Source organism: Castellaniella sp. (genome assembly GCF_041677825.1).
Classification (GTDB): Bacteria; Pseudomonadota; Gammaproteobacteria; order Burkholderiales; family Burkholderiaceae_B; genus Castellaniella.
This window is the reverse complement of sequence record NZ_JBAYPG010000002.1, coordinates 80,987-107,176: the sequence shown is the minus strand read 5'-3', so window position 1 is coordinate 107,176 and position 26,190 is coordinate 80,987. Positions and strand designations below refer to the sequence as shown.

Below are 26,190 nucleotides of genomic sequence, written 5' to 3'. Positions count from 1 at the left end.
TTATCTCCGGATAACCCTGCCGGAGTCCTGTGTTACCCTTTTTTATCCGCGTTTCCCGTGACTCTGCAAACCTTGGGGCATGTCTTCAAGTGGCATCAAGACCGCTGGTCCCGCAACGAAACAGGAGAAATCATGAAGTATTCCGTCAAAACCCGGCTATTGGGCTCTGCAGCCCTGTGCACCCTGGGCCTGGGGGCTGCTGCCACTCAGGCTGCCGATCTGGCCACCATACAGAAGAACGGCACGCTGCGGGTGGCCGTGGCCAACGAAATTCCTTATGGATACATGGACATCGATGGTCAGGCCAAAGGTGCGGGCCCTGATGTGGCCAAACATATTGCCAATGCCCTTGGCATCGCGAACATCGACTGGACCGTGACCAATTTCGGTTCGCTCATTCCGGGCCTGCAAGCTGATCGCTACGATATGGTGGCAGCCGAAATGGCCATTCTTCCGCAGCGCTGCAAGCAGATCATCTATTCCGAACCCAACAGTTCATATGGTGAAGGCCTGCTGGTCGCGAAGGGCAATCCCAAAGACATCCACAGCTTCGAAAGCTTTGCCACATCGGGTAACAAGATTGCAATCATGGCCGGGGCTGACCAGCTCGAAATGCTGCAGTTCATGAAGGTGCCCGATGAAAGCATGGTCACCATTTCCAGCAACTCCGATGCGATTTCCACTGTGGCCACCGGGCGGGCCGATGCCTATGCCGCCACCAGCCTGACGGTAGGTGAACTCGTGAGCAAGGCACAGGACAAGGTCGAGGCGGCCGCCAATTTCCAGGATCCGGTGGTTGATGGTGAAGTCGTGCGCAGTTGGGGGGGCTTTGCATTTGCCCCGGACTCCACCGATCTGCGTGATGCGGTCAATCAGGAACTGGCCAAATTCAAGAAGACAGATGCCTGGAAACAGATCCTGACCGGCTACGGGTTTTCCGACGAAGACGCATCACAATCCTTCGAACGCACGACAGCTCAATTGTGCGCTGACTGAACCAGCCCGTCATGGACTGGTCCATCTATCTCAAGCCTTTGTGGCTGGGGGTCGGGGTCACCATCGAGCTGACCCTGTACTCCACGCTGCTGGGGGCGCTGTTCGCGTTTCTGTTCGGCATTGGCCGGCTTTCGCATCAGCGCTCCGTGCGCTGGGCTTCGATCAGCATGATAGAGATCTTTCGAGGCACATCATTGCTGGTGCAGCTGTTCTGGCTGTTCTTTGCACTGCCTGTGCTGGGCAAGGCCCTGGGGGTGGATCTGCGCCTGCCGCCGGTGGTGGCCGGCACGCTGGCCCTGAGCCTGAACATTGGCGCGTACGGGGCCGAAGTGGTGCGTGGGGCCATACAGGCCGTACCCGCGAGCCAGTATGAAGCCGCCAAGGCGCTGGATTTCACGCCGTGCCAGGCGCTGTGGCGCATCGCCCTGCCACAGGCCATACCCGAGATGATGCCCAGCTTCAGCAATCTGGCTGTCCAGAATCTCAAGGATACGGCGCTGGTGTCACTGATCGGCCTGGGAGATATGGCCTTTCAGGCAGAGCGCATTCGCAATCTCACGCAAGAGAGCGTGCCCATCTACACGCTGCTCCTGTTCATGTATTTCGGCATGGCGCTGGTCATCACGATACTGATGCGCCTGCTCGAACTCTACGTCAGCCGCTGGCGTATGCGAAGGGGTTGAACATGCTGTTCGGCATTGAATGGGATACCGCCAATGACTGGGTGTTTGCATGGTCGATATTGCCCATTCTCATGCGCGGTCTGGTCGTCACGGTGCAGGCCACCTTGCTGGGCTTTGTGGTCGGGGCGATCCTGGGCCTGGTACTGGCGGCCCTCAAGGGCGCCCGCTTGCGGGTGATTTCATGGCCTGCGGCCGTGCTGACCGAATTCCTGCGGGACACCCCGCTGCTGGTGCAACTGTTCTTCCTGTATTACGTGCTGCCTGAGTACGGGCTGGTGTTGCCGGCATTCCTGACAGGCGCCCTGGCATTGGGAGTCCAGTACAGTGCCTACATGTCCGAAGTCTACCGGGCAGGCCTGGAATCCATCAGCCATGGGCAGACCGAGGCCGCGCGTGCGCTCGATATGGCACCATTGCGCACCTTTGCCGTCATCATTCTGCCGCAGGCCATCCCGCGCATCATTCCGGCGCTGGGCAATTACCTTGTGTCCATCATGAAGGATGTGCCCGTGCTCTCGGTGGTTTCCATCCTCGAACTGCTGAACGTTGCGCGCATCATTGGCGATCGCACCTTCAATTACATGGTTCCGCTGACCATGGTGGGCATCATCTATCTGATTCTGACCCTGATCGCATCTGCCGGCATCCGGTATCTGGATGATCGATTGCCCAGGCATGGCATTCCCCTGCGTTGAAGGTTCACCCTGCCGAGGATCCCCACGACGGAAATCAAACCATGCAAGAGATGAACAATCCCTCCGATCCAGCCACGCAGGCATCGAACCCCATGATCCTGATGGAGAAGGTGGTCAAGCGCTTTGGCGATGTCACCGTGCTCGATGCGCTTGATTTCGAAGTGGCGCGTGGCGAGAAAGTGACCATCATCGGCTCTTCAGGCTCGGGCAAGTCCACGGTATTGCGCATCCTGATGACGCTCGAGACGATCAACGAGGGTGTGATCTACATCGATGGCAAACCACTGTGGCACGAATATCGCGATGGTCGACTGATCCCGGCCAGTGAAGCCCATCTGCGCACCATGCGCAAAGAGATGGGCATGGTGTTTCAGCAGTTCAATCTGTTTCCGCACATGACGGTGCTGCGCAACGTGACCGAATCACCCATGCACGTACTGGGCCTAAGCAGGCAGAAGGCAATCAGACGGGCCCACAAGTATCTGGATCTCGTGGGCATGATGGATCATCTGGACAAGTTTCCCAGCCAACTCTCGGGGGGGCAGCAGCAGCGCGTTGCCATTGCGCGGGCGCTGGCCATGCATCCGAACATCATGTTGTTTGACGAGCCGACCTCCGCGCTGGATCCCGAACTGGTCGGAGAAGTCCTGACGGTCATCCGCCGCTTGTCCGAAGAGCACGACTTGACGATGCTGCTGGTGACGCACGAAATGGAATTTGCGCGCCAATTTTCCGATCGTGTGTGCTTTTTCGACAAGGGCGTGATTGTGGAGCAGGGGACACCGGAAGAACTGTTCACGGCACCGCAGAAGGAACGGACGCAGCAGTTCTTGAAAAGCGTCATGTAAAAAATGCGAGGCAATCTTGGCGAGCCATCTCTTTGCGAGTGACAATGCGTCCGGCGTAGCGCCGGAGGTCCTGCACTGGCTGACACGAGCCAGTCGCGACCATGTGTCCGGCTATGGCAGCGATCGCTGGACCCGACAGGCCGAGCAGGCGTTTGCCGAACATTTTGGAACCGAGGCCCGGGTGTTCATGGTCACCACCGGCACGGCGTGCAATGTCCTGGCCCTGCAGTCGGGCCTGTGCTCCACCGATGCCCTGTTCTGTTCCGATGTGGCGCATGTGCATGTGGATGAATGCGGCGCGCCCGAGCGCATGATCGGGTGCAAGTTGGTGTCCGTGGCCAGCGTCCAGGGCAAGCTTGATCTGCCGCAACTGCAGGCTGCCCTGATCTTTCAGAATGATCTGCCACATCGCAACCGTCCGGCCATGGTGTCGCTGTCCCAGGCGACCGAGTATGGCACGCTGTATTCGATCGATGAATTGCGCAGCCTGGTGCGCTGGGCCCATCGGCATGGTTTGAAGGTACATCTTGATGGTGCGCGGCTGGCCAATGCCGCGGTCGCCTTGAACGTGAGTCTGGCCGCGCTCTCGCGCGATGTCGGTGTCGATGTGCTGTCATTCGGTGGCACCAAGAATGGCCTGATGATGGCCGAGGCGGTCATATGTTTTGATGATGGACTGGCCACTTGTTTTGAGGGGATCCGTAAACAGGGCATGCAACTGGTGTCCAAGCACCGCTTTCTCGCTGCCCAGTTTCTCGCCTACTTCGAGAACGATCTGTGGCAGACTCATGCGCGACAAGCGAACGCCATGGCCCGGTTGCTGCGCGCACATCTGGCGCAATGCCCCCAGGTCCGGCTGACGGCACCGACTCAGGTGAACATGGTTTTTGTCGAGGTACCGGAAACCTGGGTTCAGCCGCTGCAGGCGTACTGCGCCTGCAATCGCTGGCTGCCCGGATCTTCCGAATTGCGGTTCGTCACCTCATTCGATACGACCGAAGCCGATATTGCTGCGCTGATCCAGCACATGCAGCGTTTGGCCAGTTGACGGGGGCACCCGCTGGCCTGCGGGTCAAGGGCATGGCTGCATGTCCGGCATGCCCTTGCCGGTGACGGACCTCGATTGCGCCTTCAGGGCAGGTCATGAACCTCGGCCGGCACGGCAGGCCGGGTCTTGATCGTCTTGGTCACGATATAGGTGACATAGCGATCGATCCCGATTTGCGCCTCGAGCAACTGGTCGATCAGGCATTGGTAATGGTCGATGTCGCGTGCCCGTACATGCAGGATGTAGTCCACGCCCCCGCCGGTGGCATGGCACTGCACGATGCCTGGCACTTCGGTCACGTGTTGTTCGAAGCGTTGCATGTCGTGGGCCGTATGACGGTCGAGGCTGACTTCCACGATCACGGTGCATCCTCCGAAGATTCTGTCCCAGGCGACATCGGCCTGGTAGCCGCGGATCAAGCCCTGATCTTCGAGGCGCTTGAGCCGTTCCCAGGTGGGCGACGCTGACAGGCAGACTTGCCTGGCGAGTTCGGATTTGGTCATGCGGCCCTGTTCGGACAGGATCTTGAGGATGCTCAAGTCATAGCGGTCCAGTTTGATCATGGGGCAAGTGGCTTCAGAGAGTCGGATTCTTGTGGCTGCTGGGGGTTGTCCGCCATGCTGGCGATCACTGCCAGGGTGTCGCCGGACTTGATCAGGCCCGGAAAATGCCGGGCCGCCAATATGCCATCACGCCCTGCATGGTAGCGTTTTTCCGGAACACCAGTGCGCGAGATATCGTAGACCCTGGCGATGAGTTCACCTTGTTGCACGATGTCGCCCAGATTCCTGACCATCTCGAGCAGGCCATCGTGCTCGCACAAGGTGTAGCAGGCACCATCGGGCATATCCAGCAGGGTCGTTTGTGGTGGCACCGTCTTGCGGCCACGGCACACCCCGGCATGTATCAGAAAGCGTCGTATGCCGGCATCGGCAATCGCGATGCTGTCCCGGGTGGCTGTGCCACCACCGCCCAGTTCGGTGGAGACGAATACTTTGCCCATGTGCTCTGCAGCCGTGTCCAGCATGCCGACGCTGTCGAGTTCGAGGATCTTCATGGAATAGGGGGCCCCGAAAGCCCGCATGGCGGCCTCGCAGGCGGCCTGCTGGACCTTGTCGTCGAGTAGATGAATGGCCGCGAAGGGCAGGAAGTCAAGGGTTTTGCCGCCCGAATGAAGATCGAGTACGTAATCGGCCATGGGCAGCAGATGGCGTTGGACGTAATCTGCGATTTTCTCGGTGACCGTGCCTTCCGGGTTGCCCGGAAACAGGCGGTTCAGATTGCCGGAATCGATCGGTGAAGTGCGCCGCGCTGCAACAAAAGCTGGATAATTGAGAAAAGGGATGATGATGACGCACCCGCGCACCTGATCCATCTTCAGGTTGCGGGCGAGTTTGACCAAGGCAACAGGCCCTTCGTATTCGTCGCCATGATTGCCGCCCGTAAGCAGGGCGGTTGGGCCCGGGCCATGGCGAACCACGGTGATCGGGATCATGATGGCACCCCAGGCCGAGTCATCGCGTGAATGTGGCAGCCGGAGAAAACCGTGCTGCACGCCGTCGAGTGAGAAGTCCACGGTCGGGTGGATGGGGGAATTCTGCATGCGCTCAATCTTTGACAAATAACTGGCGGGGCGTCTGGCACAGTGGTTCGGCACCGTCCGGCGTGATGAGAATGGCTTCCGTGATTTCCAGCCCCCATTGCGCTTCCCACAGGGCGGGCATGAAATGGAAGGTCATGCCCGGTTCCAGCACGGACCGGTCGCCGGCGCGCAGGCTCATGGTTCGCTCACCCCAGTCAGGCGGGTAGCTTGCACCGATCGAGTAGCCGCAGCGGCTGGATTTCTGGAATCCGCCGCCATGCAGCACCTTGAAGAAGGCCTCTGCGACGTCTTCACAGGTATTGCCTGGACGGGCCTTGTCCAGACTCGCGGCAATACCCTCGATCACGACCTGCTCGGCACGCAGAAGGTCGGCAGGAGGAGAACCCAGGTATACCGTACGCGACTGAGGGCAGTGGTAGCGCCGATAGCAGCCTGCGATTTCGAAGAACGTGACCGACTGTTCCGGGATGGGCGCATCGGTCCAGGTGAGATGGGGGGCTGTCGCGTCTCTGCCGGTGGGCACCATGGGCACGATGGCGGGGTAATCGCCACCATGTCCCTCGATGCCCAGCAGCCCTGCCTGGTATATATGGGCCACCAGCTCGTTCTTGCGCATGCCGGGTTCCACGACCTCGATGATGCGCCGGTGCATGGCCTCGACGATCTGTGCGGCGATACGCATGTATTCGATTTCGCGCGGCGATTTGATGGCTCGCCGCCAATTGACCAGACCCGTGGCATCGGCCCAATGGGCATCGGGCAGATGTTTTTGCAGGGCGGCAAAGGCGGCTGCACTGAAATAGTAGTTGTCCATTTCGACCCCGATCCGGGCCCGGGCCCAGTTGCGCGGGATCAGGATTTCGCGGCTCAGCCAGTCCATGGGGTGGCGATCGGTCGACTGCACATAGGTGTCCGGGTAGCCGAACAAATGGTCATCAGCCATCACGACGGTTCGCCGGGCACCGTTGCGGTCCATCTCGCGTCCGAACCAGAGGGGGGCGTCGTCGTGGCTCACGAGCACACACTGATGGACATAGAATGACCACCCGTCGTAGCCTGTGAGCCAGTGCATGTTGGTGGGGTCGCTGATGATCAGTACGTCCAGCCCTTGTTGGCGCATGGCCTCGCGTGTACGTTGCAGGCGGCGGCTGTACTCTGCGCGCTCGAACGGCAGTGTCGCAACCAGGCCTTGGTGGTCATCGGCGAGGTTCGTCATGGTCAGACTCCGGATGGCTGGCCAAAGGGGGGGCCAAGGCATCCTAGCACTTTTCATGGCGGTATCGTCAGTCGGGATGATCCCGGAGATCGACATCGTGCCCGAATCATGGTGCCGTGGCATCGTCATGTCACTGGGGGGCTGGCTGCGGATCAAGCCCGTACCCCGTCCTCGAGGAACTTGGGTAATATGGGCGCATTCCGTCATTGTGTCCTGTGCCTGCCATGTATGAGTCACGTAATGCGCCCTTGCTGCATCCACATCAATTCCGACGCCGCCTGCTGCTGCACGGCCTGTATGCACTGTTGCTGATTGTTGCGACCCTGCTGCTCGGGGTGCTGGGCCTGTGGCTGTTCAATGACTTCACCTGGCACGATGCCCTGATGAATGCCCTGTTCATCATCGGCGGGATCGGCACCTTCATCATGCCCACAACCACACTGGGCCGGCTGTTCTTTGCTGCCTACGGGTTTTTCGTCACGCTGGTCGTCATGGCCACCCTTGGGGTCATATTGGCACCGATCGCCCATCGCATCATGCACAAGTTTCATCTGGATGATGTCGATATGGGTGAAGATCCATCGTGATCGATCCGGCCCTGACGCTCGATCAGTTCGATTACGACCTGCCCGCCGAGCTGATTGCCCAGCATCCGGCTTCGCAGCGCAGTGCCAGCCGCCTGCTGCACCTGGATGCAGCAGGTGGCCTGCATGATCGCCGGTTCACCGATCTGCCCGATCTGCTGCGCGCGGGCGACCTGCTGGTCTTCAACAATACGCGCGTGATCAAGGCGCGTCTGCGTGGCCACAAGGCCAGTGGGGGCAAAGTCGAGGTGCTGATCGAACGCATTCTCGAGTCGCACCGGGCATTGGCGCACGTGCGGGCCAGCAAGGCGCCCGGGCCTGGCACCCATCTGCTGCTGGGCGACGGATCCATCGACGTGCAGGTACTGGGGCGCCAGGGCGAATGCTTCGAACTCCTGTTTCCCGCGCCGGTGCTGGACGTGCTGGATGTACACGGACAGGTGCCGCTGCCGCCGTACATCACCCACACCGCCGATGCGCACGATGAGGCCCGCTATCAGACAGTCTACGCCCGTCAGCCCGGCGCCGTGGCGGCGCCCACGGCCGGCCTGCATTTCGATCAGGCCATGCTGGATCGCCTTCAGGGCCTGGGCATCGAACAGGCCTTCGTCACCCTGCACGTGGGCGCCGGCACATTCCAGCCGGTGCGCGTGGCACAGCTGGGTGAGCATGTCATGCACGCCGAACGCTATGTCGTGCCGGTTGAAACGCTGCAGAAGATCCGCGCCACGCGCGCCCGTGGCAGGCGGGTCGTGGCGGTGGGCACGACCAGTGTGCGTGCCCTCGAGGCCGCCGCCTCGGGTGGCGATGGCGAGTCAGCCTGCGAAGGCGATACGCGCCTGTTCATCACCCCGGGCTATCGCTTCAGGCATGTGGATGCGCTGATCACCAATTTTCACCTGCCGCGATCCACCCTCATGATGCTGGTCTCGGCCATGGCCGGGCTGCCATCCATCCAGCGGGCCTATGCGCACGCCGTACAATCGCGCTACCGTTTCTTCAGCTACGGGGATGCCATGTTCATCGAGACGGCTGGTACGTCATGAGTCGACTGCAGTTCGAATGCCTGCACGTGCAGGGTCAGGCCCGGCGCGGGCGTCTGCGCCTGAACCATGGCATCGTCGAGACACCCATGTTCATGCCGGTGGGTACGTACGGCAGCGTCAAGGCCATGCTGCCCCATGAACTCGATGACCTCGGCGCGCGTATCGTGCTGGGCAACACCTTTCATCTCTGGCTGCGCCCCGGTACCGACATCATCGAGCGGCATGGCGGGCTGCACGGCTTCATGCAGTGGCACGGGCCCATACTGACCGACTCGGGCGGCTTTCAGGTGTTCAGCCTCGATGGCATGCGCAGGATCACCGAAGACGGCGTTCATTTTGCATCGCCCATCGACGGCGCCAGGCGGTTTCTGTCGCCCGAAGAATCCATGCGCATCCAGCACAGCCTCAATTCCGACATCGTCATGGTGCTCGATGAATGCACGCCGTACCGCATCGGTGAGCGCCCTGCGACCCACGCCGAAGCGGCCGCCTCGATGCGCATGTCGCTGCGCTGGGCACGCCGTTCGCGTGAGGCATTCGATGCGCTCGCCAATCCCAATGCCCTGTTCGGCATCGTGCAGGGCGGCATGTATGAAGATTTGCGCGATGAGTCGCTGGCCGGGCTGGTCGACATCGGCTTCGAAGGCTATGCCGTCGGTGGCCTGTCGGTGGGCGAGCCCAAGCCCGATATGCTGCGGGTGCTGGCGCATGTGGCGCCACGCATGCCGGCCGACGCACCCCGATACCTGATGGGTGTGGGCACCCCCGAGGACCTGGTCGAGGGGGTACGCTGCGGCGTGGATCTGTTCGATTGCGTCATGCCCACGCGCAATGCGCGCAACGGCTGGCTGTTCACGCGCCATGGTGATGTGAAAATCCGCAATGCCCGCTATCGCGACGATACCGGGCCGCTTGACCCAACGTGCACCTGTCACACCTGCCGGCATTTCTCGCGCGCCTATCTGCACCACCTGCAGCGTTGTGGTGAAATCACCGGAGCACGCCTGAACACACTGCACAACCTGCACTTCTATCTGCAGATCATGGCCGAGATGCGTGCTGCGATCGAAGCGGATCGGTTCGAAGTCTGGCGTGCGGGTTTTCTGCGTGATCGGGCGCAGGGGCCCCAATAGCAGTGTATTTGGTGATCGGGCGCCATATACCGCTACAATCAAGAGTTATTTTCTGCAACCTACAGGGGGCATGGCCCCCATTTCAGGAGCTTTCATGTCTTTCGTCGACACCCTGACCCTGATCCCGGCCCAGGCCGCCGGCGAGCCGAATGCGCTGATGAGCATGCTGCCCATCATCCTGATGTTCGTGATCCTGTACTTCCTCATGATCCGGCCGCAGATGAAACGCCAGAAGGATCACAAGAAAATGGTCCAGGCCCTGGCCAAGGGTGACGAGGTCATTCTGTCGGGCGGCCTGCTGGGCAAGATCGTGAAGGTCAGCGACAGCTACCTGACGCTCGAGATCTCCCAACTGGCCGACAAACCCGTCGAGACCATCGTTCAGCGCAGTGCCGTTACGGCCATCCTGCCCAAGGGCACCATCAAGTCGCTCTGAAACCTTCAGGTTGCTCGACCATGAACCGATACCCTCTCTGGAAATACCTCATCGTACTGGCCGCTCTGGTCATCGGCGTGCTGTACAGCGTGCCGAATCTTTATGGTGAATCGCCGGCCGTACAGATCGCGGGGGCAAAGACATCGGTCAAGGTCGATCACGAGACCCTGCTGCGTGCCGAGCAGGTGCTCGAGCAGAACAGCATCCAGCCCACGGCCGGCACGTTCGAAATGAATGGCCCGGTGGGCGCGGTGCGCCTGCGCTTCGACAGCACCGACACCCAGCTTGCCGCCAAGGATCTGCTCGAAAAGGCGCTCAATCCGGATCCGGCCAACCCGGACTACACCGTGGCACTGAACCTGATGTCAGCCACGCCGGCGTGGCTCACGGCGCTGGGGGCGAACCCCATGTACCTGGGGCTGGATCTGCGCGGCGGCGTGCATTTCCTGTTGCAGGTGGACATGCAGGGGGCGCTTGTCAGCCGCTACGATTCGGTGGCCAGCGAAACGCGCAGCACCCTGCGTGATTCAAAGATCAAGTTCGACGATGTCGAGCGGGCCGGGCAGTCGGTCCGTGCCAGTTTCGTGGCCGAGGCCGAACGTGATGCGGCGGTCGATCTCCTGCGCCGGTCGATGCCCGAAATGCAGTTCGTTACGGCACACTCGGGCGATCAGTGGCAGCTGACGGGCACGCTTACGCCATCGGCCATCACGCAGGTGCAGGACAACGCCCTCAAGCAGAATATCCAGACCCTGCACAACCGGATCAACGAACTGGGGGTGGCCGAGCCCATCATCCAGCAGCAGGGTGCAGACCGGATCGTGGTTCAGTTGCCAGGCGTGCAGGACGTCGCCAAGGCCAAGGAAATCCTCGGCCGCACGGCCACCCTTGAAATCCACATGGTCGATGAGTCGCCGGCCGCCCAGGCGGCCCTGTCGTCGGGCCGGGTGCCGTTCGGGCTGGTGCGCTACAACGACCGTGATGGCCGGCCCCTGCTGTTGCGCCGCCAGGTCATCCTGACGGGCGAGAACCTGCAGGACGCCCAGCCCGGTCGGGATCAGCAGACCCAGCAGCCCACTGTCAACCTGACGCTCGATGCCAAGGGGTCGCGGATCTTTCGCGACGTCACCCGTGACAACATCGGCCGGCGCATGGCCATCGTGCTGTTCGAGAACAACCAGGGCGAGGTGGTCACCGCGCCGGTGATCCGCTCCGAAATCCCGGGCGGGCACGTGCAGATCTCGGGCAGCATGACCGCCCAGGAGGCGGCGGACGTCTCGCTGCTGCTGCGTGCCGGGTCCCTTGCCGCACCCATGCAGATCATCGAAGAGCGAACCATAGGGCCCAGCCTCGGGGCCGCCAACATCAAGCAGGGTTTTGACTCCACCCTGTGGGGTTTTACGGCCATTGCCATCTTCATCATCGCGTATTACCACCTGTTCGGGGTGTTCTCCACGCTGGGCCTGAGCTTCAACGTGCTCTTGCTGCTCGCGGTACTGTCCATGCTGCAGGCCACGCTCACCCTGCCGGGCATCGCCGCCATTGCGCTCACCCTGGGCATGGCCATCGATGCCAACGTGCTGATCAACGAACGCATCCGTGAAGAATTGCGTGCCGGGCTGCCGCCCCAGCAGGCCATTCATCTGGGCTTTGACCGCGCCTGGGCGACCATTTTCGACTCCAACCTCACCAGCCTCATTGTGGGGATTGCGCTGCTGGCCTTCGGCACGGGCCCGGTGCGCGGTTTTGCGGTCGTCCACTGCATCGGCATTCTCACCTCGATGTTCTCATCGGTGGTCGGGGTGCGGGCGCTGGCCAATCTCTGGTATGGGCGCAAGCGCAAGCTCAAGACCATATCGATTGGCCAGGTCTGGAAACCCAGGCAAGACTGAAGGCGAGGCACACCATGGAATTCTTCCGTATCCACCGCACCATCCCGTTCATGCGGCATGCGCTGCTGCTGAACATCATCAGCCTGGTCACGTTCCTGCTGGCGGTCCTGTTCATCGTCACGCGGGGCTTCCATCTGTCCATCGAGTTCACCGGTGGTACCGTGATGGAGGTGCACTACAGCCAGTCGGCCCCGGTGGGCGATATCCGTCAGGCCATCGATGCACTGGGTTACACCGATTTTCAGGTGCAGAACTTCGGTACCTCCCAGGATGTCATGATCCGCCTGCCCGTCAGGCCCGGTGAAGACACCGCCTCCCAGAGCCGTACCGTACTGTCTGCCCTGCAGGCCCAGAGCCCCGACGTGCAGTTGCGCCGGGTCGAGTTCGTGGGGCCGCAGGTGGGCCAGGAACTGCTGCACAACGGTTTGATGGCGCTGCTGTTCGTGGTCGTGGGCATCATGATCTATCTGGCCATCCGTTTCGAATGGAAGCTGGCGGCCTCGTGTGCCATCGCCAATCTGCATGACGTGGTCATCATCCTGGGCTTTTTTGCGTTCTTCCAGTGGGAATTCTCGTTGTCGGTACTGGCGGGCGTGCTGGCGGTGCTCGGCTATTCAGTCAACGAGTCCGTCGTGGTCATGGACCGGATCCGCGAGAACTTCCGCAAGCAGCGCAAGGCCTCCGTACGCGAGATCATCAATGCCTCGATCACGCAGAACATCTCGCGTACCATCATCACGCATGGGTCCACGCAGATGATGGTGCTCTCCATGTTCTTCTTCGGCGGGCCCACCTTGCACAATTTTTCCCTGGCGCTCACCATAGGGATCTGGTTCGGGATCTATTCCTCGGTGTTCGTGGCCGCCGCCCTGGCCATGTGGATGGGCATCAAGCGTGAAGATCTGGTGCGACCCGTCAAGAAGGACGGTCCCGAAGTCGAATTGGGCTAGTACATGCAAGAATCCTCGATACGCCGCCCCGGCGTGGTGCCCCGCAAGACAGGCAACGGCCCTGCGGGGCCCCGGGGTACCGATCACGATGCCATTCACGCGCTGGTCGGGCAGTTGCCCCCGCCCGAGCCCGGCGCCCGGGTCCGCAAGCTGTACATTCGTACGTTCGGCTGCCAGATGAACGAGTACGACTCTGAGAAAATGGCTGATGTGCTGCGCGCCACACGGGGGGTCGAACTCACGCAAGTCCCGGAAGAAGCGGACATCATCCTCTTCAATACCTGTTCGGTGCGTGAAAAGGCCCAGGAAAAGGTGTTTTCCGATCTGGGCCGGGTGCAGCCACTCAAGCTGAAGAATCCCGATCTGATCATCGGGGTGGGGGGCTGCGTGGCCAGCCAGGAAGGGGCTGCCATTGTTGAGCGCGCACCGTATGTCGATCTGGTATTCGGCCCGCAGACCCTGCATCGTCTGCCGCAGATGATCGATCAGCGCCGGGCCTCGGGGCATGCGCAGGTCGATATCTCGTTTCCCCTGATCGAAAAATTCGATGCGCTGCCGCCGGCCCGGGTCGAGGGCCCCAGCGCCTTCGTCTCGATCATGGAAGGCTGCAGCAAATACTGCAGCTTCTGCGTCGTGCCCTATACGCGCGGGCCCGAGGTGTCGCGCCCGTTCGACGATGTGCTGGTCGAGATCGCCGGGCTGGCCGATCAGGGTGTGCGCGAAGTCACCTTGCTGGGCCAGAACGTGAATGCCTACCGGGGGCCCATGGGCGGGTCCGGCGAGATCGCCGATTTCGCCATGCTGCTCGATTACGTGCACGACATTCCCGGCATCGAACGGATCCGCTATGTCACGTCCCATCCCAAGGAAATGACGGCCCGCCTGATCCAGGCCCATGGCACCTTGCCCAGGCTGGTGCCGTTCCTGCACCTTCCGGTGCAGGCCGGCAGCGATCGGGTGCTGGCCGCCATGAAGCGTGGCTATTCCGTACTTGAATACCGGGCCATCATCCGCCGGCTGCGCAGGGTGCGCCCCGACATGACGCTGTCCTCGGATTTCATCGTCGGCTTTCCTGGCGAGACCGAAGAAGATTTTCAACATACGCTCGATCTGGTGCGCGACATCGGCTTTGATCAGTCATTCTCGTTCATCTACTCGAAGCGGCCCGGTACACCGGCGGCCGACCTGGCCGACGACACGCCGCACGAACAGAAACTCGAGCGGCTGCATCGGCTGCAGGCGCTGATCAACGAGCAGGCGCAGGCGTATGCGCAGGCCATGGTAGGTACGGTACAGCGTCTGCTGGTCGAAGGCCATTCGCGCAAGGATGCGGCCGATCTCAAAGGCCGCACCGAAAACAATCGCATCGTCAATTTCCCAGGACAAGCGCGCCTCATTGGCCAGATGGTCGATGTGCGCATCACGCAGAGTCTGGCCAACACCTTGCGGGGCGAAATCGTGACGTCTGATGCCTATCGGGTGGGTGCATGAGCGAACGTTCACTGACTGTCGAACTGGACGGCGACAACGCGCGTCTGGCTCAATTGTGCGGGCCGCTCGACGGTCATCTGCAGCAGATCGCCCAGGCCTACGGGGTCGAGATCCGGCGGCGTGGCAGCCGCTTCACCGTGCGGGGTGCCCTGGCAGAGCAGGCGGCAAAGGCCTTGCGCTGGTTTCATGAGCGTACGGCAGAGGGCGGCCTGACGCTCGAGGCCCTGCAACTGGGGCTGGTCGAGCTCGGGGCGCGGTTGGATGCGGCCGCGGGCGATGGCCCGTCCGAAATCCCGCCCGTGGACGACGCCAGCCTGAACCTGCGCACGCGCAAGTCCGACCTGCGTCCGCGCACGCCGCGTCAGCGTGATTATCTGAATGCCATCCTCAAGCATGATGTCACATTTGGCGTGGGTCCTGCCGGTACCGGCAAGACATGGCTCGCGGTGGCCTGCGCCATCGATGCGCTCGAGCGCGAGTCGGTGGCCCGCCTGGTGCTCACACGCCCGGCCGTAGAGGCCGGCGAGCGCCTGGGTTTTCTGCCGGGTGATCTGGTGCAGAAGGTCGACCCCTATCTTCGGCCGCTGTATGACGCGCTCTATGACCTGCTGGGGTTCGAGCGCACGCAGAAATTGTTCGAGAAACAGACCATCGAGATCGCGCCCCTGGCCTATATGCGCGGGCGCACGTTGAATCATGCATTCGTGATTCTCGATGAAGCCCAGAACACGACGCCGGAACAGATGAAGATGTTCCTGACCCGCATCGGCTTCGGCAGCAAGGCGGTCATCAACGGGGATCCGACCCAGGTCGATCTGCCCAGGGGGCAGCGCAGCGGCCTGCTGCACGCGCTCGAGGTCCTCGAGGCCGTGCCGGGCATTGCCTATACCCGCTTCACCAGCCACGATGTGGTGCGCCATCCGCTCGTAGCCCGCATCGTGGATGCCTACGAACGGGCGGGAGACCATGTATCCTGAACTCAGCCTCAGCGTGCAGTACGCCGTGCAGGCCCCCGACCTGCCACGCTGGCGGCTGCGGCGCTGGGTCGGGCGGGCGCTGCGGATGGCCCTGTGCCCGGCGGCCGATGCGCCCCCGCAGCCCGTGGCCCTGACGCTGCGCATCGTCGACGAGCCTGAAGGGCGCAGCCTGAACGCAGCCTGGCGGGGGCGGGATGCCGCCACCAACGTGCTGACCTTCGAATACGGCCGCGACCCCACAGGCTGCCTGCGCGCCGATATCGTGCTCTGTCTGCCGGTCATGGCGCGCGAGGCCGCCGGGCAGCACAAGCCGTTCCAGCACCATGCGGCGCATCTGGTCACCCATGGCGTGCTGCATGCCCTGGGCCATGATCATGTGCAGGATGACGAGGCGCGCGCGATGGAAGCGCTCGAAGTCCGTATTCTGGTCGCCCAGGGGATACCCGATCCGTATCGCGTACAGGATGATGCCTGAAATCGGCGCTTTATCGGTTATCCTACAGTCTTCATTACTCGTCCTTCGGACAATGCCAGACCCTTCCTCACCCGACCCCGAGCCCCGACCTGCGCGTGTCGCCACCGGATCCTTCCTTTCCCGTCTCCGGGCGCTGCTGCGGCCCGCGCCCCCCACCGACAGGAACGACATCCGGGCCGTGCTCGAAGCCGCTCACGACCATTCGGTATTGGATAGCGAATCGTACGCCATGATCTCGGGCGCGCTCGAAGTGGCCGACATGACCGTGGCCGACATCATGGTGTCGCGTTCGCGCATGGATCTGCTCGACATCCGCAGCCCCCTGTCCGAACTGCTGCCCATGATCACGGAAACCGGGCACTCCCGCTTTCCGGTCTACGAGGGCGATCGTGACAACATCATCGGGGTGTTGCTGGCCAAGGATCTGCTGCTCACCTGGTCTGATCAGACGCTCGACCTGCGCGCGCTGGTGCGCCCGCCGGTATTCATTCCCGAGACCAAGCGCCTGAATGAACTGCTGCAGGAATTCCGCGCCAGCCGCAATCATCTGGCCATTGTCATCGATGAGCATGGCGGCATCTCGGGCCTGGTCACCATGGAAGACGTGCTCGAGCAGATCGTGGGCGAAATCGAGGATGAATTCGACGAAGCCGCCGAAAAGACCATTTTTCGCACGGGCGAGAACAGTTGGCGCGCCATGGGCACGACCGAAATCGACGATTTCAACCATGCATTCGGCGTGCAACTGCCGGATGACGAGTGCGATACGCTGAATGGCTGGCTGGCCGCCGAACTGGGGCATATCCCGCGGCGTGGCGAGCGCTTCGAGTCACAGGGTCTGGCATTCACGGTGGTCGGGGCGGATGGCAAGCGCGCCCATTGGCTGCACGTGCAGCGGGCGCAACCCGAACCCACCCCGGAACATGCAGCCTGACGGTACGTCATCCCCGGTCGGCGCGCCATCCTTGGTCGGTACCTCATCACCGGTCGGTACTTCATCATTGGTCGACAGGCCATCCCCGGCTGATGGGCCATCCGCAGTCGAGCGGGGCACCAGCGGCGCCGCCGAAACCGCCCATGAACGGCCGCCGCTGCGTGCAGGCTCGGGCCTGCGGGGCACGCTGACGCTGTTGCTGGCCGGTGCGCTCCAGGCGCTCAGTTTTGCACCGGGGCCTTTGCCGGGCTGGATCCTGCCATTTGTACAGATTGCTTCGCTGGCCGTGCTGGTCTCTGCCACGCTGCGCGCGGCAGGCCCTCGTCAGGCCGCCGGGCGGGCATGGCTGTTTGGCGTCGCGCAGTTTGCCGTGGGCGTCTATTGGCTGGTCATCAGCATGCATCGCTATGGGGGCCTGTCCCTGGCCCTGTCCATGGGTGCCCTGCTCATATTCGCAGCCGCCATGGCCTTGTACGGGGCGCTGGCCTGCGCACTGGCCACGTCCCTGCTCACGGGGCGCATGCGGCCGCAACAGCATGCGCTGGCCCAGTGCCTGATTGCGGCCACATGGGCCTCGGCCTGGACGCTTTTTGAGTGGTTGCGCGGCACCCTGTTCACCGGCTTCACCTGGTTGCAGGGCGGCTATGCCCACGCCGAAGGGATGTTTGCGGCCTGGGTGCCCCTGTTGGGGGTATATGGGGCCGGCTGGCTGGCGGCCTTTGCTGCTGTCGCCGCCGTGCTCATGCTGCGTGCACGGAACCTGCCGCCCTGGGATCGCAGTGCGGCGGCCGTGTTGGGTGTGGCACTCGTCACCGGGCTGGCCGGCATTGCCCTGGGTTCCATCCAGTGGGGTGCGCCACACGGCGCGCCGGTGCTGCTCAGGCTCGTCCAGCCGGCTACGCCCCAGTCCGAAAAATTCGATCCGGCGCGCTTCTTTGACGAACAGGAGCGTCTGCAAGGCCTCGCGGCACGAGCACCGAAGTCGGATGATGACCGTCCGGCGCTGGTCCTGCTGCCGGAAACGTCGATCCCCATTTTTCAGGATCGGGTGCCACCCAGGGTGTGGGCAGGCTGGGAAAATACGGCCATGCGCCTGCGGGCGCCGATCGTCCTGGGGGTGCCACTGCATCGCCGGGATCGCGCCGGTGTACATGCTGCGCAATCCGCTGAGCAGACATCACGGCATACGAATTCCGCCTTCGCACTGACGGCCGAGGGCGGGGTCCTGGAGCAGGATGGTCGCGTCTGGCACTACGACAAGCGCCATCTGGTGCCCTTCGGTGAATTCATTCCGGCCGGGTTTCACTGGTTCGTGCGCGCCATGCACATCCCGCTGGGCGACTTCGATCGAGGGCATGCCGATCAGCCGGTGCTGCGTGTGGCAGGCCAGACGCTGGCATTCAATATTTGCTATGAAGATACGTTTGGCGAAGAGATCGCAGCCAGTGTGACCTCATCCGCAGAGAATCCGGAAGGGGCCAGCATCCTGGTCAACCTGGGCAATCTGGCCTGGTTCGGTGACAGCTGGGCCCTGCGCCAGCACTTGCAGATGGCCCGCCTGCGCACCCTGGAGACCGCCCGGCCCATGGTGCGTGCCACCAACACGGGGCTGACTGCGGCGATTGGCCCGCGGGGCCAGGTGTATGGCCGGCTGGACACCGGGCATCCGGGTGTACTCGATGTGGAAGTCCAGGGGTGGCAGGGCCTGACCCCCTATGTCCGTACGCGCAACCTGCCGATACTGGCATGGTCCATGGGCATTCTTTTGCTCGCGTTTGTGATAAAAAGGCGCGGCAGGCGCAGGGCACCCTGAAGGCGGTGCATGCCTCGAAGGCAGCACATGCCTCGAAGGCAGCGCGTGTCCCGAAGGCAGCCCGTCGTCCTGCAGGTTGTCTCAGATCGTTCCGTGGAGGCTTGGATGAAATTCTTGTGGCGCTGCGCCGGGATCTGGCTGTTTGCCGCCCTGATGTCAGCCAGTATGGCGCAGGGCCTGCCGGCCGAACTTCAAAAGGCCTGGAAGGCCACCCGGCTGCCTGACGCGGCCTTGTCGCTCGAGATTCGCGAGGCCGGCGGGCCGGTCATTGCGAGCCTGCACAATCAGGTGCCCCGCAATCCGGCGTCGGTCATGAAACTGGTCACCACCTGGGCCGCCCTGTCATCGTTGGGGCCCGACTACGTCTGGCGCACGCGCTTCCTGTCGGATGCGAAGGCGCGTCTGGATGCACAGGGCAGCTTGTCCGGGCCGCTGTACATACAGGCGGCGGGTGACCCCTGGCTCACGCTCGAAGATCTCTGGCATACCCTGCGCGAATTGCGCGTGCGGGGCGTCAAGAACCTGTCCGAGGTCGTGGTCGATCGCAGCCTGTTCGGCGAGGTGGCCATCGAGCCCGGTGATTTCGATGCCCAGCCCGATCGCGCCTATAACGCCAGCCCGGATGCCCTGCTGATCGATTTCGGGGCCACCCGCGTGGTGTTTCATCCTGACCTGGCGTCCCGGCAGTGGATCCCCATTGTGGATCCGCCCGTGCGCGGGGTGAATGTCCAGGGGCAGGTCGAATGGCTGGCGGGGGCCTGCAAGGCGCAGCCGGCTGTCGTCGCCCGGGTAACGCCACAGGCCGCGCAAACGGTGATTCAGGTATCGGGCAAGGCGAGTGGGGCCTGTGGCGAATTCAGCGTCTACCGGTTGATCAGCGCGCCCGTGGCACAATTCGAGGCGTTGTTCCGCTTGCTGTGGAAGGAACTGGGCGGCACGCTGGCGCGCGACATTCGTGCAGGGGCGGTGCCGCCGGATGCGCGTGAACTCGTGGCCCATGATTCTCCCACGCTGGCCAGCACGATCGGCCAGATCAACAAATACAGCAATAATGTCATGGCCAGGATGATCCTGCTCACGCTGGGCGCCGAGCTCGCAGGCGCGGGCGCCACGCCAGCCAGCAGTGCCCGTGCCATGGATCAGGTGCTGGTGGCGCAGGGGGTGGATACCAGTGGCTGGGTGCTGGACAATGGCTCGGGCCTGTCACGCGAGGCCCGTGTGACCGCGCGCGGCCTGGCGCAGATGCTGGATGTCGCCTGGCGCTCGCCTCTGATGCCCGAGTATGTGGCTTCGCTGGCCATCGCGGGGGTGGATGGCACCGTGCGCCGGCGTCTGAAAGACGCCCGTACCCGGGGGCAGGCCCATCTCAAGACCGGCACCCTGCGCGACGCCCGTGCGCTGGCGGGCTACGTGCGGGGCGCCAGTGGCAAATATTACATTCTGGTGAGCATGGTCAATGATGCGGGTGCCGCACAGGGTCGGGCCTTTGACGACGCGGTCGTGCGCTGGCTGGCCGAACGCTGATGGGCTGCATGCCGGCAGGCAGGGATGCGGCTGTGGGCAGCACCCCATGTTCTCGGGCTGTGAGCGGTTCTCGCCGACATGTCTCCGGCTCGGGTAAAATCGGGCATCACCCCGTGCCTCCTGCCGGCCTTGGTCGGCTGCGCCCTTGCCAGTCTGCCGCCATGCCCATACACGAAATCAAGCACCCCCTGATCCGACACAAGCTTGGCCTCATGCGGCGCGCTGACCTGAGCACCAAGAATTTCCGTGAAATGGCCCAGGAAATCGGCGCCTTGCTCACCTACGAAGCCACCAAGGACCTGCCGCTCGAGCCGGTGCGCATCCAGGGGTGGGCGGGCGAGCTCGATGTCGAAAAGCTGGCGGGCAAGAAGGTGACGGTGGTGCCTATCCTGCGCGCCGGTATCGGCATGCTCGACGGGGTGCTCATGCTGATCCCGGGCGCCAAGGTCAGCGCGGTGGGCATTGCCCGCAACGAAGAAACCCTGCAGGCACAAACCTATCTTGAAAAACTGGTGGGGCAGCTTGATCAGCGGCTCGCACTCATCGTCGACCCCATGCTGGCCACTGGCGGCTCGATGGTCGCCACCATCGACATGCTCAAGCAGGCGGGCAGTCGCAATATCCGCGCATTGGTTCTGGTGGCCGCCCCAGAAGGGATTGCCGCGGTGCAGCAGTCACACCCTGATGTGCATATCTACACGGCATCGATCGACAGTCATCTCAACGAGCATGGGTACATCATTCCCGGTCTGGGCGATGCGGGCGACCGCATTTTCGGCACGGGCCAGAAAACCGACTGAAACGGTCGGTTTCGCAAGACGCAGCGTCTGGATTGGGGTAGGATGAGCCATGCCATTCACAGGAGAGCCTCATGGCCAAACGTAAAAGCCTCGCCACCCAGTCCACCCCGGACGCCCTGATCGAAGATCTCAAGGCCAGCCTCGATCATGCCGAAGAGCTGCTGCGCCAGGCGGCAGATGCCACAGGCGAGAAAGCGGCTGATCTTCGTGTCCGGGCACTCGAAGCCCTGGATCAGGGGCGCGAAAAACTGCGTGAAACCCAGGCGGATCTCATCGAACAGGGCCGCAAGGTGGTGCACGAGACCGACCAATACGTGCAGGACAATCCCTGGAAAGCCGTGGGCATTGCCGGCGTCACCGGGCTGCTGCTGGGTGCCCTGCTCTCGCGGCGCTGAATACCGTGGTTGCCGTCGCGCGCGCTTTTGTCGATGTCGCCAGCCATCTGGCCGCATTGCTGGGCACGAGACTCGAACTCTTCGGCCTCGAAGCGCTCGAGGCGCGCGATCGCCTGTTGCTGCGGCTGGCCCTGCTGCTGGCCGCTGCGCTGTGCCTGTTTCTGGCATTGCTGGTCATCACTTTCACCCTGGCGCTGCTGTTCTGGCCCACGCCGTGGCGGTACTGGGCGCTGGGCCTGATGGCGCTGGCGTATGCCCTGGCGGGCCTGGCGCTTGCCCTGTGGCTGGTGCACAAGGTACGTCACGATGCGCCGCCTTTTGCCGTCACGGCTGCGGTCCTCGGCCAGGATACCCAGGCGTTGGCCGGGCTGCGCCGTCATCGTTCCGAGCCGGATCGGTCGGCTGGTGATCCCGGGGGTTCTTCCACATGAGCCCAGTCGTTCCACCCGCCCTCTCGGCTGCCGACAGAAAGATCCGCATCCAGGTGTTGCGCTTGCAGGCCGATTATGACCGCATCGCGCTGCAGCACAGCCTGGGCAGCCTGGCAGAGGGGCTGCAGCCCGGTGCGCTCGTGGCGACGGTGCGTGATCATCTCGGGGGGGCATCTTCAGGCTGGCTGGGCGCAGGCTGGCGCCTGGTGCGGCGCTACCCGGTGTCGCTGTCGATCCTCACCTCGCTGCTTTCCACACCGACGCGGCGCAGCCTGGCGTTGAAGTCTGCACTCATCGCAGGCCTGGTCTGGCTGGCCCGGCGCGATCATGCCGCGCGGGCACATGCGGTTTCCGGGGCCGCTCCTGACACAGCGTCCGGGATCGCGCCGCAGCCAGACCCTGATTGAACCGCTTCTTCGTGCGCCCGATCGGGCTTTCGGGCCTGGCCAAAAGCCCGGCTAAAGGCCGAGCTCAGCCCACATGGCATCGACCCGCTGCGTGACCTCGGTGGTCATGTGTATGGTGCGCCCCCATTCGCGCTGGGTTTCTCCGGGCCATTTGTGGGTTGCATCCAGGCCCATCTTCCCGCCCAGGCCGGATACCGGCGAGGCAAAATCCAGGTAGTCGATCGGGGTGTGGTCCACCAGTACCGTATCCCGGACGGGATCCATGCGGGTCGTCATGGCCCAGACCACTTCAGGCCACTGGCGGATGTCGATATCGTCGTCTACCACGATGATGAACTTGGTATACATGAATTGGCGCAGCACGCTCCAGAGCCCGAACAGGATGCGTTTTGCATGCCCCGGATACTGTTTGCGCACGGATACGACCGCCAGGCGATAGCTGCAGCCTTCCGGGGGCAAGTAAAAATCGGTTATTTCGGGAAATTGCCGCTGCAGCAGGGGCACGAAGACCTCGTTCAGCGCCACCCCCAGAATGGCCGGCTCATCGGGTGGCTTCCCGGTGTAGGTGCTGTGATAAACGGGATTCTGGCGATGGGTGATGCGATCCACAGTGAATACGGGAAACCAGTCCTGCTCGTTGTAATAGCCCGTGTGATCACCGAATGGCCCTTCGAGGGCCATCTCGTAGCCGGTCGCCGGGGGGGGCGTGGCCCCGGCAGGCACATCCGCAGATTGGGCCCGCGGGTCATCGGCCGCCAGGATATGGCCTTCGAGTATGATCTCGGCGTGCGCGGGCACCGACAGGCTGCCGTCGATCAGGGCGGGCGTCAGTTCGCTGCGTGAGCCCCGCAGCAAGCCTGCAAACTGGTATTCCGACAGGCTGTCGGGTATGGGCGTGACCGCGGCGAGCAGCGTGGCCGGATCCGCGCCCAGCGCCACGGCCAGCGGGAACGGTTTCCCCGGGTGAGCCAGTGCATGGTCGCGGAAGTCCAGCGCCCCGCCCCGATGTGACAGCCAGCGCATGATCAGCTTGTTGCGCCCCAGCAGTTGCTGGCGGTAGATGCCCAGGTTCTGGCGGCGCGCGCGTGGCCCGCGGGTGACGACCAGGCCCCAGGTGAGCAGGGGGGCCACGTCGCCCGGCCAGCAGTGCTGCAGGGGCCATCGATGTAGATCGACATCCGGCCCTTCGAGCACCACGTCTCGGCAGGGGGGGGTGCGAAGGGTGCGCGGGTTCATGTCCCAGAGTGCGGCCTTGAGCAGCCCGACCTTGCCCAGGGCCTCGCGCATGCCGTGGGGAGGGGCCGGTTCGCGCAGCTCAGCCAGCAGTTCTCCGGTGGCACGCAGGGCATTCACCGATTCGGCGCCCATGGCCCAGGCGACCCGTTGGGCGGTACCGAACAGATTGGTCAGTACCGGTGTGGCACAGGCCTGGCCGCCGTGCTGTACATTTTCAAACAGCAGGGCCGGCCCACCGCTGCGCAGCACCCGGTCAGAGATCTCGGTCATCTCCAGGTGGGTGGATACGCCCGCCTGGATGCGCTTGAGCTCGCCGCGCTGCTCGAGCAGGGTGATGTAATCACGCAGGTCTCGGTATTTCACAGAAAGGGCCAATCAGGTTACAGTGTCAGGTCTGCAAGATTACCATTCCCTTTGTCCAGACGGAGCCATTTCACCATGCCGGCGGCCGCAGCCCGACGATTGCGACGCGGGGCAGGTCAGGCCGTGTTGGTCCTGGGCGAGTTCATCCACGTCAGTGCCATCTATCTTGGGCTGGCGGTGCTCACTACCCTGGGTCTGAGCCTGGTATTGCCCTCCATGCGCGAACAATCCCAGCAGTTCCATGAAGCGGTGCTGGCCATGTTCCAGAACCCGCCCGCCAGTGATGTGCTGGAGCAGGCCGATGTGCCCGAATGGGCGCAATTCACCCGCCCCGATTTCGATGATGTCGCCAGCAGCCTGGCCGATGCCTTCGTCCAGCACAAGGGCGCCGATGATGATGGCGCCGCCGTGGCCGGCGGGTCTGCGTCGCTGGATGGTCTGGCCTCGGAGGGTCAGACCCGGTTTGCCCAGGCGTTGGCTGAAAGCCTGTCCGATGAACCGGTGCCCGGTATCAGCGCAGCCCAGCGCCATGGCCTGGGCAGTTATCTGGCGCGCAAATATCAGATTTCCCGCAGTGTGGCCGACGCGCTGTTGCGTACTGCGTTCATGCTGGGCGATGAGATGGGTCTGGATCCCCAGCTGATTCTGGCGGTGGCGGCGATCGAGTCGCGGTACAACCCGTTTGCCGAGAGCCCGGTGGGGGCGCAGGGGCTGATGCAGGTGATGACGCGGGTTCATCGCGACAAACTGCAGGCCGAGGGCGGGGTTGGCAGCGTCTTCGATCCAGGGGTCAACATGCGTGTGGGTGGGCGCATCCTGGCAGACTGCATGCGGCGCAGGGGGTCGGTGGCCGGCGGCCTGGCCTGTTACGTGGGCGCCACGGGCCCCAGTGATGGCGGCTATGGCGCCAAGGTGCTCGCCGAGCGGCGCCGCATGGCACTGGCCTCGGGGCTGGCGCCTGTTGACCGCATCCCGGGCCGTGATGTGGCCGGCAACGTAGGCTGAGGGTGCTGCATGGGGGGCTCAGTTCTGGGGTGCATCCGCAAGCCACGCCAGGAAGGGGGCCATCCGTTCGATCGCCTGCTGCAGGCGGCCCAGCCCGATGGCATACGAAAAACGTACGGTGTGCGCCGCGTGAGCCTGACCGAAATCCAGGCCGGGCACTGCTGCCACGCCGGCTTCATGCAGCAGTTGCTGGCAGAATGCAGTGCTGTCCAGGCCGAGGCGGCGGATATCGGCAAAAATGTAGAAGGCGCCATCGGGGCGTGCGGGTATGTCCAGGCCCAGGCCCGCAAAGGCGGGCAAGAGGAAGTCACGCCGTTGCTGGAAGGCTTGCCGACGCTGTTCGTAGATCTTCAGGGTATCGGGCTCGAAACAGGCCAGGGCGGCGTGCTGCGCCAGGGACGGCGCGCAGATGGCCAGGCTTGCGCCCAGGCGCTCGAGCGCAGGCAGCAGGGTGGGCGGCGCGATCAGCCACCCCAGGCGCCACCCGGTCATGTGGAAGTATTTTGAGAAGCTGTTGATGACCACGATGTCGTCGTCCAGCGTCAGCGCGCTGCCGGGCGCGTGATCGTAGGCCAGCCCCAGATAGATCTCGTCCATGATGATCCAGCCGCCACGTGCGCGAACGGCCGCGATCAGTGCCTGCAAGGCGCTGCGGCTCATGGATGTGCCGGTCGGATTGCCGGGTGAGGCAATCAGCACACCTCGGGTCTGCGGCCCCCAGTGCGTATGGATGTCATCCGCACAGAGCTGGAAATTCTGTGCGGCTTCGGTGGGGATCAGCCGTGTCTGGCCGCCTGCGGCCAGAATGAAGTTGCGGTTGGCCGGATAGCAGGGGTCTGGCATCAGGACTTCGTCGCCAGGGTTGATCAGGGCCATGGCGGCCAGCAACAAGGCGCCCGAGGCGCCCGAGGTGACCATCACGCGGGAGGCATCCAGTGTGGTGCCGAAATGCTGGTTGTAATAATGTGCCAGCGCCTCGCGCAGTGCAGGGATGCCCAACGCCTCGACATACCCGCCCAGGCCGGCATCCGTGGCCCGTGCAAGCGCATCGAGTACGGCGGGTGGCGCCCGAAAATCGGGTTCGCCCACCCCCAGGCTGATGATGTCCCGGCCTTGTGCCGCCAGCGCCTGGGCCTGTTTCAGGATTTCCATCGCATAAAATGGCACCGTGTGCCGGGTCCTGTCTGCTGGCCTGGGCATTGCCGCATC

Annotated in this window: 27 protein-coding genes; 22 read left to right on the top strand and 5 right to left on the bottom strand. The window is 63.2% G+C overall.

Annotation, left to right across the window (positions count from 1 at the left end; all coding sequences use genetic code 11):
* The first annotated feature begins 132 nt into the window (after positions 1-132).
* The 5 genes from ehuB to WCY17_RS01460 are packed head-to-tail and all read left to right on the top strand — an operon-like array spanning position 133 to position 4,270.
* Positions 133-996 (top strand): ectoine/hydroxyectoine ABC transporter substrate-binding protein EhuB, encoded by an 864-nt coding sequence (gene ehuB, locus WCY17_RS01480; protein WP_372700396.1) that lies wholly within the window; start codon positions 133-135, stop codon positions 994-996.
* A gap of 11 nt (positions 997-1,007) precedes the next feature.
* Positions 1,008-1,679: an ectoine/hydroxyectoine ABC transporter permease subunit EhuC gene (gene ehuC / locus WCY17_RS01475; protein WP_372700395.1), complete on the top strand. Its 672-nt coding sequence runs from the start codon at positions 1,008-1,010 to the stop codon at positions 1,677-1,679.
* Between the two features lie 2 nt (positions 1,680-1,681).
* The gene (gene ehuD / locus WCY17_RS01470) at positions 1,682-2,374 is read left to right on the top strand and encodes an ectoine/hydroxyectoine ABC transporter permease subunit EhuD (RefSeq protein ID WP_372700394.1); all 693 of its coding nucleotides are present in this window, start codon (positions 1,682-1,684) and stop codon (positions 2,372-2,374) included.
* Positions 2,375-2,424: 50 nt separating this feature from the next.
* Positions 2,425-3,222 (top strand): ectoine/hydroxyectoine ABC transporter ATP-binding protein EhuA, encoded by a 798-nt coding sequence (gene ehuA, locus WCY17_RS01465; protein WP_372700482.1) that lies wholly within the window; start codon positions 2,425-2,427, stop codon positions 3,220-3,222.
* 16 nt (positions 3,223-3,238) lie between these two features.
* On the top strand, positions 3,239-4,270 hold the full coding sequence (locus WCY17_RS01460) for a low specificity L-threonine aldolase (RefSeq protein WP_372700393.1): 1,032 nt from the start codon (positions 3,239-3,241) through the stop codon (positions 4,268-4,270).
* A gap of 83 nt (positions 4,271-4,353) precedes the next feature.
* On the opposite strand, the gene WCY17_RS01455 is transcribed toward WCY17_RS01460, so the two are convergent.
* Genes WCY17_RS01455 through doeA form a run of 3 tightly spaced genes read right to left on the bottom strand, consistent with a single transcriptional unit; the run spans position 4,354 to position 7,089 of the window.
* Positions 4,354-4,830, bottom strand: a complete 477-nt coding sequence (locus WCY17_RS01455; RefSeq protein ID WP_372700481.1) for an Lrp/AsnC family transcriptional regulator — start codon at positions 4,828-4,830, stop codon at positions 4,354-4,356.
* Positions 4,830-5,873: a N(2)-acetyl-L-2,4-diaminobutanoate deacetylase DoeB gene (doeB, locus tag WCY17_RS01450; protein WP_372700392.1), complete on the bottom strand. Its 1,044-nt coding sequence runs from the start codon at positions 5,871-5,873 to the stop codon at positions 4,830-4,832. The genes WCY17_RS01455 and doeB overlap by 1 nt, the downstream gene beginning before the upstream one ends.
* 4 nt (positions 5,874-5,877) lie before the next feature.
* Positions 5,878-7,089 (bottom strand): ectoine hydrolase DoeA, encoded by a 1,212-nt coding sequence (gene doeA / locus WCY17_RS01445; protein ID WP_372700391.1) that lies wholly within the window; start codon positions 7,087-7,089, stop codon positions 5,878-5,880.
* Between the two features lie 224 nt (positions 7,090-7,313).
* Here doeA and WCY17_RS01440 point away from each other — a divergent pair, with 224 nt between their 5' ends.
* The 16 genes from WCY17_RS01440 (at position 7,314) to WCY17_RS01365 (ending at position 22,377) form a co-directional block, all read left to right on the top strand.
* Positions 7,314-7,676, top strand: a complete 363-nt coding sequence (locus WCY17_RS01440; protein WP_372700390.1) for a two pore domain potassium channel family protein — start codon at positions 7,314-7,316, stop codon at positions 7,674-7,676.
* A complete protein-coding gene (gene queA / locus WCY17_RS01435) occupies positions 7,670-8,719 on the top strand; it encodes a tRNA preQ1(34) S-adenosylmethionine ribosyltransferase-isomerase QueA (RefSeq protein ID WP_372700480.1) in 1,050 nt (349 codons plus the stop codon). Before WCY17_RS01440 ends, queA begins: the two co-directional genes overlap by 7 nt.
* A complete protein-coding gene (gene tgt / locus WCY17_RS01430; protein ID WP_372700389.1) occupies positions 8,716-9,852 on the top strand; it encodes a tRNA guanosine(34) transglycosylase Tgt in 1,137 nt (378 codons plus the stop codon). The genes queA and tgt overlap by 4 nt, the downstream gene beginning before the upstream one ends.
* Positions 9,853-9,946: 94 nt before the next feature.
* Positions 9,947-10,288 (top strand): preprotein translocase subunit YajC, encoded by a 342-nt coding sequence (gene yajC, locus WCY17_RS01425; protein ID WP_372700388.1) that lies wholly within the window; start codon positions 9,947-9,949, stop codon positions 10,286-10,288.
* Between the two features lie 20 nt (positions 10,289-10,308).
* Complete coding sequence (secD, locus tag WCY17_RS01420) at positions 10,309-12,180, top strand: protein translocase subunit SecD (protein ID WP_372700387.1); 1,872 nt, start codon at positions 10,309-10,311, stop codon at positions 12,178-12,180.
* A gap of 14 nt (positions 12,181-12,194) precedes the next feature.
* The gene (gene secF / locus WCY17_RS01415; protein WP_372700386.1) at positions 12,195-13,130 is read left to right on the top strand and encodes a protein translocase subunit SecF; all 936 of its coding nucleotides are present in this window, start codon (positions 12,195-12,197) and stop codon (positions 13,128-13,130) included.
* A gap of 3 nt (positions 13,131-13,133) precedes the next feature.
* Entirely contained in the window at positions 13,134-14,621 is a 1,488-nt protein-coding gene (miaB, locus tag WCY17_RS01410; protein ID WP_372700385.1) for a tRNA (N6-isopentenyl adenosine(37)-C2)-methylthiotransferase MiaB, read from the top strand.
* Positions 14,618-15,598: a PhoH family protein gene (locus WCY17_RS01405; protein ID WP_372700384.1), complete on the top strand. Its 981-nt coding sequence runs from the start codon at positions 14,618-14,620 to the stop codon at positions 15,596-15,598. Before miaB ends, WCY17_RS01405 begins: the two co-directional genes overlap by 4 nt.
* A complete protein-coding gene (ybeY, locus tag WCY17_RS01400) occupies positions 15,588-16,073 on the top strand; it encodes an rRNA maturation RNase YbeY (protein WP_372700383.1) in 486 nt (161 codons plus the stop codon). Before WCY17_RS01405 ends, ybeY begins: the two co-directional genes overlap by 11 nt.
* 52 nt (positions 16,074-16,125) lie before the next feature.
* The gene (locus tag WCY17_RS01395; protein WP_372700382.1) at positions 16,126-17,007 is read left to right on the top strand and encodes an HlyC/CorC family transporter; all 882 of its coding nucleotides are present in this window, start codon (positions 16,126-16,128) and stop codon (positions 17,005-17,007) included.
* Entirely contained in the window at positions 16,997-18,820 is a 1,824-nt protein-coding gene (lnt, locus tag WCY17_RS01390) for an apolipoprotein N-acyltransferase (RefSeq protein WP_372700381.1), read from the top strand. Before WCY17_RS01395 ends, lnt begins: the two co-directional genes overlap by 11 nt.
* Positions 18,821-18,925: 105 nt before the next feature.
* Complete coding sequence (gene dacB / locus WCY17_RS01385; RefSeq protein ID WP_372700380.1) at positions 18,926-20,344, top strand: D-alanyl-D-alanine carboxypeptidase/D-alanyl-D-alanine-endopeptidase; 1,419 nt, start codon at positions 18,926-18,928, stop codon at positions 20,342-20,344.
* Positions 20,345-20,505: 161 nt separating this feature from the next.
* Complete coding sequence (upp, locus tag WCY17_RS01380; protein WP_372700379.1) at positions 20,506-21,144, top strand: uracil phosphoribosyltransferase; 639 nt, start codon at positions 20,506-20,508, stop codon at positions 21,142-21,144.
* Between the two features lie 71 nt (positions 21,145-21,215).
* On the top strand, positions 21,216-21,539 hold the full coding sequence (locus WCY17_RS01375; RefSeq protein WP_372700378.1) for a YqjD family protein: 324 nt from the start codon (positions 21,216-21,218) through the stop codon (positions 21,537-21,539).
* A gap of 5 nt (positions 21,540-21,544) precedes the next feature.
* Positions 21,545-21,970, top strand: coding sequence for a phage holin family protein (locus WCY17_RS01370; protein WP_372700377.1), 426 nt, complete (start codon positions 21,545-21,547; stop codon positions 21,968-21,970).
* Complete coding sequence (locus tag WCY17_RS01365) at positions 21,967-22,377, top strand: hypothetical protein (protein WP_372700376.1); 411 nt, start codon at positions 21,967-21,969, stop codon at positions 22,375-22,377. Before WCY17_RS01370 ends, WCY17_RS01365 begins: the two co-directional genes overlap by 4 nt.
* A gap of 51 nt (positions 22,378-22,428) precedes the next feature.
* Here WCY17_RS01365 and WCY17_RS01360 read toward each other — a convergent pair whose 3' ends face one another.
* On the bottom strand, positions 22,429-23,976 hold the full coding sequence (locus WCY17_RS01360) for a UbiD family decarboxylase (RefSeq protein WP_372700375.1): 1,548 nt from the start codon (positions 23,974-23,976) through the stop codon (positions 22,429-22,431).
* Between the two features lie 123 nt (positions 23,977-24,099).
* Here WCY17_RS01360 and WCY17_RS01355 point away from each other — a divergent pair, with 123 nt between their 5' ends.
* Positions 24,100-24,981, top strand: coding sequence for a transglycosylase SLT domain-containing protein (locus tag WCY17_RS01355; RefSeq protein WP_372700374.1), 882 nt, complete (start codon positions 24,100-24,102; stop codon positions 24,979-24,981).
* Positions 24,982-24,999: 18 nt separating this feature from the next.
* Here the strand turns inward: WCY17_RS01355 and WCY17_RS01350 are convergent, their stop codons facing one another.
* Positions 25,000-26,181, bottom strand: coding sequence for a pyridoxal phosphate-dependent aminotransferase (locus tag WCY17_RS01350; RefSeq protein WP_372700373.1), 1,182 nt, complete (start codon positions 26,179-26,181; stop codon positions 25,000-25,002).
* Positions 26,182-26,190 lie beyond the last annotated feature (9 nt).

Excerpts from the sequence above, each read along its gene's own strand:
- miaB (WP_372700385.1), top strand. The coding sequence starts at position 13,134 with ATGCAAGAATCCTCGATACGCCGCCCCGGCGTGGTGCCCCGCAAGACA.
- upp (WP_372700379.1), top strand. The coding sequence starts at position 20,506 with ATGCCCATACACGAAATCAAGCACCCCCTGATCCGACACAAGCTTGGC.
- dacB (WP_372700380.1), top strand. The coding sequence starts at position 18,926 with ATGAAATTCTTGTGGCGCTGCGCCGGGATCTGGCTGTTTGCCGCCCTG.
- secF (WP_372700386.1), top strand. The coding sequence starts at position 12,195 with ATGGAATTCTTCCGTATCCACCGCACCATCCCGTTCATGCGGCATGCG.
- ehuA (WP_372700482.1), top strand. The coding sequence starts at position 2,425 with ATGAACAATCCCTCCGATCCAGCCACGCAGGCATCGAACCCCATGATC.
- tgt (WP_372700389.1), top strand. The coding sequence starts at position 8,716 with ATGAGTCGACTGCAGTTCGAATGCCTGCACGTGCAGGGTCAGGCCCGG.
- WCY17_RS01395 (WP_372700382.1), top strand. The coding sequence starts at position 16,126 with ATGCCAGACCCTTCCTCACCCGACCCCGAGCCCCGACCTGCGCGTGTC.
- doeB (WP_372700392.1), bottom strand. The coding sequence starts at position 5,873 with ATGCAGAATTCCCCCATCCACCCGACCGTGGACTTCTCACTCGACGGC.
- ybeY (WP_372700383.1), top strand. The coding sequence starts at position 15,588 with ATGTATCCTGAACTCAGCCTCAGCGTGCAGTACGCCGTGCAGGCCCCC.
- WCY17_RS01375 (WP_372700378.1), top strand. The coding sequence starts at position 21,216 with ATGGCCAAACGTAAAAGCCTCGCCACCCAGTCCACCCCGGACGCCCTG.
- yajC (WP_372700388.1), top strand. The coding sequence starts at position 9,947 with ATGTCTTTCGTCGACACCCTGACCCTGATCCCGGCCCAGGCCGCCGGC.
- ehuC (WP_372700395.1), top strand. The coding sequence starts at position 1,008 with ATGGACTGGTCCATCTATCTCAAGCCTTTGTGGCTGGGGGTCGGGGTC.
- doeA (WP_372700391.1), bottom strand. The coding sequence starts at position 7,089 with ATGACGAACCTCGCCGATGACCACCAAGGCCTGGTTGCGACACTGCCG.
- lnt (WP_372700381.1), top strand. The coding sequence starts at position 16,997 with ATGCAGCCTGACGGTACGTCATCCCCGGTCGGCGCGCCATCCTTGGTC.
- ehuD (WP_372700394.1), top strand. The coding sequence starts at position 1,682 with ATGCTGTTCGGCATTGAATGGGATACCGCCAATGACTGGGTGTTTGCA.
- secD (WP_372700387.1), top strand. The coding sequence starts at position 10,309 with ATGAACCGATACCCTCTCTGGAAATACCTCATCGTACTGGCCGCTCTG.
- WCY17_RS01350 (WP_372700373.1), bottom strand. The coding sequence starts at position 26,181 with ATGCCCAGGCCAGCAGACAGGACCCGGCACACGGTGCCATTTTATGCG.
- WCY17_RS01405 (WP_372700384.1), top strand. The coding sequence starts at position 14,618 with ATGAGCGAACGTTCACTGACTGTCGAACTGGACGGCGACAACGCGCGT.
- ehuB (WP_372700396.1), top strand. The coding sequence starts at position 133 with ATGAAGTATTCCGTCAAAACCCGGCTATTGGGCTCTGCAGCCCTGTGC.
- WCY17_RS01365 (WP_372700376.1), top strand. The coding sequence starts at position 21,967 with ATGAGCCCAGTCGTTCCACCCGCCCTCTCGGCTGCCGACAGAAAGATC.
- WCY17_RS01440 (WP_372700390.1), top strand. The coding sequence starts at position 7,314 with ATGTATGAGTCACGTAATGCGCCCTTGCTGCATCCACATCAATTCCGA.